8 protein-coding genes are annotated in these 9,393 nt (G+C 65.2%); 3 read left to right on the top strand and 5 right to left on the bottom strand.

What is annotated here, in order from left to right; translation table 11 throughout:
• The 5 genes from uvrC to NFX52_RS28130 all read right to left on the bottom strand — a co-directional run.
• Positions 1-1,807 (bottom strand): excinuclease ABC subunit UvrC (gene uvrC, locus NFX52_RS28150; protein ID WP_252635933.1); only part of this gene is annotated, 1,807 nt, incomplete at its 3' end.
• Between the two features lie 97 nt (positions 1,808-1,904).
• On the bottom strand, positions 1,905-2,885 hold the full coding sequence (locus NFX52_RS28145) for a Bug family tripartite tricarboxylate transporter substrate binding protein (RefSeq protein ID WP_055402155.1): 981 nt from the start codon (positions 2,883-2,885) through the stop codon (positions 1,905-1,907).
• A gap of 85 nt (positions 2,886-2,970) precedes the next feature.
• Positions 2,971-3,951, bottom strand: a complete 981-nt coding sequence (locus NFX52_RS28140; RefSeq protein ID WP_055402157.1) for a Bug family tripartite tricarboxylate transporter substrate binding protein — start codon at positions 3,949-3,951, stop codon at positions 2,971-2,973.
• Positions 3,952-3,997: 46 nt separating this feature from the next.
• Complete coding sequence (locus NFX52_RS28135; RefSeq protein WP_055402159.1) at positions 3,998-4,978, bottom strand: hydroxymethylglutaryl-CoA lyase; 981 nt, start codon at positions 4,976-4,978, stop codon at positions 3,998-4,000.
• Positions 4,975-6,180 carry a CaiB/BaiF CoA transferase family protein gene (locus NFX52_RS28130; RefSeq protein ID WP_055402161.1) on the bottom strand — a complete coding sequence of 402 codons (1,206 nt, stop codon included), beginning with the start codon at positions 6,178-6,180 and terminating at the stop codon, positions 4,975-4,977. Before NFX52_RS28130 ends, NFX52_RS28135 begins: the two co-directional genes overlap by 4 nt.
• Positions 6,181-6,440: 260 nt before the next feature.
• On the opposite strand from NFX52_RS28130, the gene NFX52_RS28125 reads away from it, so the two are divergent.
• From NFX52_RS28125 to efp, 3 genes are all read left to right on the top strand, one after another.
• Entirely contained in the window at positions 6,441-7,343 is a 903-nt protein-coding gene (locus tag NFX52_RS28125) for a LysR family transcriptional regulator (RefSeq protein ID WP_034695578.1), read from the top strand.
• Positions 7,340-8,494: an elongation factor P maturation arginine rhamnosyltransferase EarP gene (earP, locus tag NFX52_RS28120; protein ID WP_055402163.1), complete on the top strand. Its 1,155-nt coding sequence runs from the start codon at positions 7,340-7,342 to the stop codon at positions 8,492-8,494. Before NFX52_RS28125 ends, earP begins: the two co-directional genes overlap by 4 nt.
• A 140-nt stretch (positions 8,495-8,634) precedes the next feature.
• A complete protein-coding gene (gene efp / locus NFX52_RS28115; protein WP_008906801.1) occupies positions 8,635-9,189 on the top strand; it encodes an elongation factor P in 555 nt (184 codons plus the stop codon).
• The last annotated feature ends 204 nt before the right edge of the window (positions 9,190-9,393 follow it).

Raw genomic sequence — 9,393 nt, 5'->3', positions numbered from 1 at the left:
CCTTGGCCCGTGCAGCGCGCATGCCGGTGATGGCAAACCTGTGGGCCTCGTCGCGGATCTGCGCCACCAACATCAGCGCCGCCGAGTCCTTGCCCAGATAGACCTTCTCCCGTCCATCAGCAAACACCAGCTCTTCCAGGCCCACCTTGCGGCCCTCGCCCTTTTCCACGCCCACTATGCGGGTCAGATCCAGCCCCAGCGCGGTGAACACCTCGCGCGCCACGCCCACCTGGCCCTTGCCCCCGTCGATGAGCACCAGATCGGGCAGGCGCGCAGCCCCTTTGCGGGGGGGCGCGCCTGCTTCGGCGTCCGGGGCGGCAAAGTCGATGCCCCCCTCCTCACGCTGTGCCTCCACCACTTTGCTGTAGCGGCGTGTCAACACCTGGCGCATGGCCGCATAGTCGTCGCCGCCGGTGATACCTTCGATCTTGTAGCGGCGGTATTCGCTGCTCTGCATCTTGTGGTGGTGGAACACCACACACGACGCCTGGGTAGATTCGCCTGCCGTGTGCGAGATGTCGAAACACTCGATGGTGAGCTGGTCCAGGTCTTCGGGCGGCAGATCCAGCGCCTCGGCCAGGGCCCGCGTGCGCGCCTGTTGCGAGCCCTCTTCGGCGAGCAGGCGGGCCAGTTGCAGGTCGGCATTCTTTTGCGCCATGTCCAGCCAGGCGCGGCGCTGTTCGCGCGGCTGGTGGATGGCGGTCACGCGCACACCACTTTGGTCGCCCAGCGCCTCCAGCAACGCCTTGTCCACTGGTTCGCTGGTGACCAGCACCGGCGGCACCGGCACGCCGATGTAATGTTGGGCGATGAACGCTTCGAGCACCAGCACCTCGACACGGCGAAAGGGCGCGGCCGGAGTATTCTCATCGGTGCCATCACCGCCCTCTTCCTCGAACACGGCGGCAGCGTCTTCCACATGCACCGGGAAATACGGCCGGTCTCCCAGATGCCGCCCGCCGCGCACCATGGCCAGGTTCACACAGGCGCGGCCGCCTTGCACGCGTACGGCCAAGATGTCCACATCTTTGTCGTCCGCAATCTCGATGGACTGCTGATGCAGCACCCGCGACAGCGCCTGGATCTGGTTGCGCACATCGGCGGCCTGCTCAAATTCAAGCCTGTCGGAATGCTCCATCATCCGCACCTCCATAGCCTTAAGCACCTCCTGCGTTTCGCCGCGCAGCAGGGCCTCGGCATGCTGCACGTCGGCGGCATAGGCCTCAGGCGAGATCAAGTCCACACAAGGCCCGGTGCAGCGCTTGATCTGGAATAGCAGGCAGGGCCGCGTGCGGTTGGCAAACACCGTGTCTTCGCAGGTACGCAGGCGAAACACCTTTTGCAGCAGCTGGATGGTTTCCTTGACCGCCCAGGCGCTGGGGTACGGACCGAAATAGCGGTGCTTCTTATCGACCGCACCCCGGTAATAAGCCATGCGCGGAAACACTTGGGCGGGCGCATTGCCGCTGGCCGTGGGCGTGCCTGTGATCTTGAGATAGGGATAGCTCTTGTCGTCCCTGAACAGGATGTTGAACTTGGGGTTCAGCGTCTTGATGAGGTTGTTTTCCAGCAGCAGCGCCTCGGCCTCGGAGCGCACCACCGTGGTCTCCATGCGCACGATCTTGCTGACCATGTGGCCGATGCGCGTGCCGCCATGGTTCTTGGTGAAGTAGCTCGACACGCGCCGCTTGAGGTGACGCGCCTTGCCTACATACAGCAGCGCGCCCTGGGCGTCGAAATAGCGGTAGACACCAGGCAAAGCAGGCAGCGCAGCCACTTGCGCCAGGAGTTCTTCGGAATGGGACATGGCGCGTATTGTGGCCCCGCGCGCAGCCTGGCCTGTGTACTATGAAAAAAATAGCTACTAGCGCTTACGCATCAAGCGCTAGCAGCCAATTTGACCACTATTCTGCTTCGATCTTCGAGCTTTTCACCACCTGCGCCCAGTTGGCAAGGTCCGCCTTGACCTTGTCACCCAGCTGCGCCGGGGTCTGGTAGTCGGCCGTGGCGCCCTGCTCCAGCGCCTTTTGCTGGAAGGCCGCGCTTTGCACCACGGTGCGGATGTCGGCAGTGAGCTTGTCCACCACCGGCTTGGGCACCGCAGCGGGCACAAACAACGCGAACCACGACGTGGCATCGACCTTGGGGTAACCCGCCTCGGCCGTGGTGGGCACATCGGGCAGGCTGGGCAGCCGCTGCTTGCCCGTCACGGCCAGCACGCGCAGCTTGCCGCTGGCGATGTGGGGCATGAACGGAGGCGCGGTGCCAAAAGTCAGGTCCACCTGCCCACCCAGCAGGTCCTGCAGCGCGGGGCCCGTTCCTTTGTAGGGCACGTGGACCATCTTGATGCCGCCCTGCTGCTCCAGCATGGCGCCCGTGACATGCTGCAGCGAGCCATTGCCCGATGAGGCGTAATTGAGCTTGCCGGGGTTGGCCTTGGCATAGGCCATCAGCTCAGGCAGCGTCCTCACGGGCAGGTCGTTGCGCACCACGATGATCTGCGGGGCCGAGATCACGTTGGCCACGGGCTGAAAGTCGGGCTGGTCCCACTGCTTTTGTTTGGTGATGTGGGGGGAGATGACGTGGTAGCCCGAGTACTGCATGAACACGGTGTAGCCATCGGGCTCGGCGCGTTTGACGATGCTGGCGGCAATATTGCCGTTGCCACCGCCCTTGTTGTCCACGATGACCGACTGGCCCAGCACCGGCGCCAGGGCCTGGGCCAGCATGCGGGCCGACAGGTCGGTGGTGCCACCTGCGGCGGTGGGCACCACCATGGTCACGGTCTTGGTAGGGTAGGCGCCTTGCGCCAGGGCAGAACCCCAAAAGCCGGTGGCGATGGCCGCCAGGGCCAGGGACGTGAATTGCTTGCGATGCAGGTTCATGCGATGTCTCCGCTTTCTCTGTTGTTGAATATCGTTCCGGGGCGGCGGCTGGGCAGCCAGCACCCGCCATAGCCATCTCAGGCGCTCAATCCACCGTGGCACCTGTGTCCTTGACCACACGGCTCCACTTGGGCAGGTCGGACTGCACCAGCGCAGCCAGCTGCGCTGCTGTGCCCTTGAAAGGCTCGCAGCCCACGGTGGCCAGCTTGTCCACCACGTCCTTGTGCTCCAGCGCCCGGGCCACCTCGGCCTGCAGTTGCGCCACGATGGGCGCGGGCGTGCCGGCCGGGGCAAACAGCGCGTACCAGGGCGCCTGGCCAAAGCCCTTGATCGTCTCGCCAATGGTGGGCGCATCGGGCAGCGCAGCCACGCGTTTTTCGTTGACCACGCCCAGCACCTTGAGCTTGCCCGCCTTGATGAACGCAATGGCCGACGGCAGGCTTTGCACCGACAGCGGCACCTGCCCACCCACCACGTCGGTTGCGGCTGCGGCGGACCCCTTGTACGGAATGTGCTGCAGCTGAATGCCAGCGGCCTTTTGCAGCATCTCGCCGATCAGGTGGTTCAGCGTGCCGTTGCCCGCCGAGGCAATCGAATACTTGCCAGGGCTGGCCTTGGCCAAGTTCACCAGCTCGGCCACGTTGTTGGCGGGAAAAGACGGGTGCGCCACCAGCACATAACCGGCCGTGGCGACAGGGGCCACAGGGGCAAAGTCCTTCACCGGGTCAAAGCCGGGGTTCTTGTACAGCGCGGGGCCTATCACATGGGCGCTGTCGGCCGTCAGCAGCAGGGTGTAGCCATCGTTGCGCGCGCGGGCCGTGGTGCCCGTGGCCAGCGTGCCGCCGGCACCAGGGCGGTTCTCCACGATCACGCTCTGGCCCAGTTGCTCGCCGAGCTTTTGCGCCACCACGCGCGCAATGGCGTCATTGGCGCCGCCCGCAGCCTGGGGCACGACCACGGTGATGGGCTTGGACGGGTACTTGTCCTGCGCGCCTGCGGCCAAGGCAGCAGAGCACAACATAGCAGCCGTGAAGAGTCGGCGGGACAGCATCGTTTGAAATGTCATGGCTTTTGTCTCCTGTTGTTGTGAATGAATGCAGGCTCGCCCGCATTCAACGCGAAAGCGCTCTTTCGCGGATGGCGTCGAAATCCGCAGGTACCGAATGCAGCGCCAGGCGCGGACCCGCCTTGGCGATCTGACTCGGAATGTCGTGGCCGATGAGCACAGGCAACTGCTGCGCCGCTGCCACCAGCCGGGCCAGGTCCACGCCCGTGTCGTAGCCCATCAGCGCCAGTGCATGCACGATCTCTTCGCTGCACACATTGCCGCTGGCGCCGGGCGCATACGGGCAGCCGCCCAGGCCGCCCAGCGAGGCATCGAACCGGTCCGCACCCGCGTCGATGGCCGCCAGCACATTGGCCAGCCCCATGCCGCGCGTGTTGTGGAAATGCAGGGTGAACTCCACGCCCGGCCAGCGCGCGCGGGCTGCTGCCGTGAGCTGGTGCACCTGCGTGGGGTAGGCCATGCCGGTGGTGTCGCACAGCGTGATGCCGCGCACACCCCGATCCACAAAACGCTGCACCCAGCCGAACACATCGGCCTGGGCCACATCACCTTCCATGGGGCAGCCAAAAACGCAGGACAGCGACACGTTCACCGCCACGTTGGCGCCCTGCGCCATGGCCACCACCTGCGCCAGCGCCGCGAACGACTGCTCCTGCGTCATGCGCAGATTGGCCAGGTTGTGCGTGGCACTCACCGACATGACGAGGTTGAGCTCGTCCGTGCGCGACTCGATGGCGCGCTCGGCACCGCGCAGGTTGGGCACCAGCGCGGTGTAGACGGTGCCAGGGCGGCGCGTGATCTCGCGCATCACGACCTCGGCATCTTTCAGCGCAGGAATCGCGGTGGGCGATGTGAACGAAGTCACTTCAATTTTGGAAAGGCCGGCTGCCGAAAGCGCATTGCACAGCGCGATCTTGTCGGCCGTGGGCACAAAGGCCTTCTCCATCTGCAGGCCGTCGCGCAGGCCGACCTCCTGCATGTGGATGCGGCGGTTCGCGCCTTGCCACACGGTGTTGGGTGCACTCATTGAATGACCCCTTTGTTGCGCAGCAGGGCGATCTGTTCGGCCGTCAAACCCGCCGCGGCCAGCACCGCATCGGTGTCATCGCCCAGGTGCGGCGCACTGCTGCGGATGGTTCCGGGTGTGCCCGAGAGCTTGGGCACGATGCCGGGCACTTCCACGCTGTAGCCGTCGCGCGTCTGCTGCGTCAGCAGCATGTCGCGGGCGCGGTAGTGCGGGTCTTCGGCGATGTCCTTGGCGGTGTAGACCTTGCCCGCCGGCACGCGGGCGGCGCCCAGCGCGTCCAGCACCTGCTGCACGGTGCGCTGCGCGCTCCAGGCGCCAATCGCAGCGTCGATCTCTTCCACGCGGGCCACGCGGCCGGTGTTGTTGGCCAGGTCCGGCGCCGCGCCCAGGTCGGGCCGGCCGATGGCATCCATCAGCCGCTTGAAAATGCTGTCGCCATTGCCCGCCACCAGCACCCAGCCGTCCGTGCAGGGGTAGGCGTTGCTCGGCGCAATGCCCGGCAGCGCGCTGCCCGCCGCCTCGCGCACGGCACCAAAGGCGCTGTATTCGGGGATCAGGCTTTCCATCACGTTGAACACCGCCTCGTGCAGCGCCACGTCAATCACCTGGCCTTTGCCGCCGTTGACCTTGCGGTGGTACAGCGCCGTGAGCACGCCGATGGTGCCGTGCAGCGCCGCCAGCGTGTCGCCAATCGACACCCCCACGCGCACCGGCACGCGGCCCGGCTCGCCCGTCAGGTGGCGCAGGCCGCCCATGGCCTCGCCAATGGCGCCAAAGCCCGGCAAGTCGCGGTACGGCCCCGTCTGGCCGTAGCCCGAGATGCGGAGCATGACCAGGCCGGGGTTGAGCGCGTGCAGTTCCTCGGGCGACATGCCCCAGCCTTCCAGCGTGCCGGGGCGGAAGTTCTCGACCAGCACATCGGCTTCTGCAATCAGCTGGCGAGCGATGTCCTGGCCTTCCTTCTGGCGCAGGTCCAGCGCCACCGAGCGCTTGTTGCGCGACTGCACCTGCCACCAGACGGAGGTGCCTTCCTTGATCAGGCGCCAGTTGCGCAGCGGGTCGCCGGTCTCAGGCGCTTCGATCTTGATCACGTCGGCGCCAAACTCGCCCAGCGTCTTGCCGCAGAACGGCCCGGCGATGAGCTGGCCCATTTCGATGACACGCACGCCTTGCAGTGCGGCGGGGGAAGCGATGGAATCCATGGAAATATGTGTCTCCTGCGGGGTCGATCACCAAGCAGTCCCATGCATCCCAACCCGATCACGCTGAGCTTGTCGAAGCGCAGCGCAGGGCTTCGACAAGCTCAGCCCGAACGGTGTTGGGGTGATTCCAAAGAACCATGAACCCCTGGCTTGTTGGCGCGAATGATGCGCACAGTCCACACGACTGCAAAACGCTGATGCAAGAAGCCGCCATCGCAAACCGGCATGGCATTTGGCAAACGGCTTACCATCACGCCCTGATGAAACTCGACCCCGTCTCCCTGCGCCTGTTCGTTGCCGTGATGGAAGAAAACACCATCGCCGCTGCCGCAGCCCGCGAGCACCTGGCCGCATCGGCCGTGAGCCGCCGCCTGGCCGACTTGGAAGACGCGCTGCAGGTGGCCTTGTTCACCCGCAGCAACAAAGGCACCGAGCCCACCGCCGCCGCGTTTGCGCTGCTGAACCTGGCGCGCGGTGTGCTGAACGATCTGGACGGCATCGCCACGCAGATGCGCGACTACGGCACGGGCGTGCGCGGCCATGTGCGTGTGGTGGCCAATATTTCGGCCATCACGCAGTTTTTACCCGCCGAGTTGCAGAGCTTTTTAGAGCAACACCCGCAGGTGGATGTGCGGCTGCAGGAGCAGATCAGCAGCGCGATTGCCCAGTCCGTGGCCGAGAACGCCGCCGACGTGGGCATCCTCAACGAAGGCAGCTACGGCGAACGCGTGACGCTGCTGCCCTACCGCACCGACGAACTGGTGCTGGTGGTGCCCACCGGCCACGCGCTGGTGCGGCGCAAGTCGGTGCGCCTGGCAGACGCCCTGCCTTTTGACTTTGTGGGCGCGCACCCGGGCAGCGCCATCAACAACCAGCTGACCCGCGCGGCCGCCGAGGCGGGCCTGCCACTGCGCCTGCGCATGCAGGTGACGAGCTACGACGCGCTGTGCCTTATGGTCAACGCGGGCCTGGGTGTGGGCGTGATGCCCCGTGGCAGCGCCGCGCTGTACCGGGGCACGCTGGCCATCCGCACCGTCACGCTGAACGAGCCCTGGGCGCAGCGGCGGCTGGCGCTGTGTGTGCGGTCTGAAGAATCGCTCTCCAGCGTTGCCCGGCTGCTGGTGGAGCACCTGCGCGCGCAGCCAACGGGGCCATTACCATGAGCCGCCCCCTGCCCCCGCTCCAGTGGGATGTGTTCTGCCGCGTGATCGACAACTTTGGCGACATCGGCGTGTGCTGGCGCCTCGTGGCGCAACTGGCCGCGCTGGGCCACCGCGTGCGCCTGTGGGTGGACGACGCTTCGGCCCTGCAGTGGATGGCGCCCCAAGGCTGCCCCGGCGTGGAGTTGCGCGCCTGGGGTTCGCCACCACCGAGCCCTGAGGAACCCGCCCCCGATGTGATGGTGGAGGCCTTCGGCTGCGATATTGCTCCTGAATTCATAGCTTACAGCGCTTATCCATCAAGCGCTAAAGGCCAAAAATACTCCAAACCTGTCTGGATCAACCTGGAATACCTGTCGGCAGAAGCTTACGTGGAGCGCAACCACAGGCTGCCGTCACCCATCCTGTCCGGCCCCGCCGCAGGGTGGACGCGCTGGTTCTTCTACCCGGGCTTCACGCCAGCAACGGGCGGCTTGCTGCGCGAACCCGACCTGATGGCGCGGCGCGAGGCGTTTGACCGCAGCGCCTGGCGTGCAGAGCACGCCGCCGCCTTTGGGCTGGGCGATGGTTGCTCCGAGCAGCGCTGGGTTTCGCTGTTCTGCTACGAACCCGCCGCCCTGCCGGAGTTGCTGCGGCACAGCCAGACGCGGCCCACACAGTTGCTGGTGACTCCGGGCCGCCCCACGGCCGCCGTGCGGGCTGCATTGGCTGAGGGCTGTGATCAAAATATCGGTCAGATAGGTCTCCAGCGCTTATCTGAAAAGCGCGAGCAGCTATCAATTTCATATCTACCCCACCGCCCCCAGCCTGCGTTTGACGAGATGCTCTGGGCCTGTGACTTCAACGCCGTACGCGGCGAGGACTCGCTGGTGCGGGCGCTGTGGGCGGGCCAGGCGTTTGTGTGGCAGATCTACCCGCAGCATGACAACGCGCACCACGACAAGCTCTGGGCGTTTCTGGACTGGCTGCAGGCCCCCGCATCGCTGCGGCAGTTCCACGCGACCTGGAACGGGCTGGACGCCGAGCCGCTGCAATGGCCCGGCGACGACACCCTGGCCGAGTGGACGGCCTGCACCCAGGCCGCCCGTGCGCGCCTGCTGATGCAGGACAACCTCGTCGCACAACTTTTGGGCTTTGTCGCCGAAAAACGGTAAAATCCGAGGCTTTGCGCAAATCAGGTACGGCACAGCAGTGCCACCACCCCGCGCACTTTCGCCGCAGAACATGCACCGGCGCGCAAACCAGGCGGTTTGCCAGCCCGCGCGTTGAGCGGCCCCAACCCAAGCAACTTGCTATGAAAATCGCTCAAGAAATCCGCGCCGGCAACGTCATCATGCACGGCAAGGACCCCATGGTGGTCCTGAAGACCGAATACGCCCGCGGCGGCCGCGGTGCAGCCACCGTGCGCATGAAGCTCAAGAGCCTGATCGGCAACTTCGGCACCGAAGTCGTGTTCAAGGCCGACGACAAGATCGACAACGTGATCCTGGACAAGAAGGAGTGCACCTACTCCTACTTCGCCGACCCCATGTACGTGTGCATGGACACCGAGTACAACCAGTACGAAGTGGAAGCCGAAAACATGGGCGACTCGCTGAACTACCTGGAAGACGGCATGACCGTGGAAGTGGTGTTCTACGACGGCAAGGCCATCTCGGTCGAACTGCCCACCAGCGTCGAGCGTGAAATCACCTGGACGGAACCCGCCGTCAAGGGCGATACCTCCGGCAAGGTCATGAAGCCTGCCAAGATCGCCACCGGCTTTGAAGTGCCCGTGCCCCTGTTTGTCAGCCAAGGCGACAAGATCGAAATCGACACCCGCACCGGCGAATACCGCAAGCGCGTGTAAGCTGCCCTGCGCAGTTCTCCCTTGCGGGAGAACGACCACAAAAAAAGGCTTCCCTCGGGAAGCCTTTTTTCATGGCATTGACCCGTCCTACCCAGCGTTGACACGTGGACCTTTCAAAAGGGCATGTGTCATGGAATCGAGTGTCAAACGCACGCAGCGCGACTACACGCTGGCCTTTAAATTGGCGGTGGTGGAGCAGGTAGA

The organism is Acidovorax facilis, assembly GCF_023913775.1.
Taxonomy (GTDB): domain Bacteria; phylum Pseudomonadota; class Gammaproteobacteria; order Burkholderiales; family Burkholderiaceae_C; genus Acidovorax; species Acidovorax facilis.
This window is presented reverse-complemented; position numbering and strand designations above follow the sequence as displayed.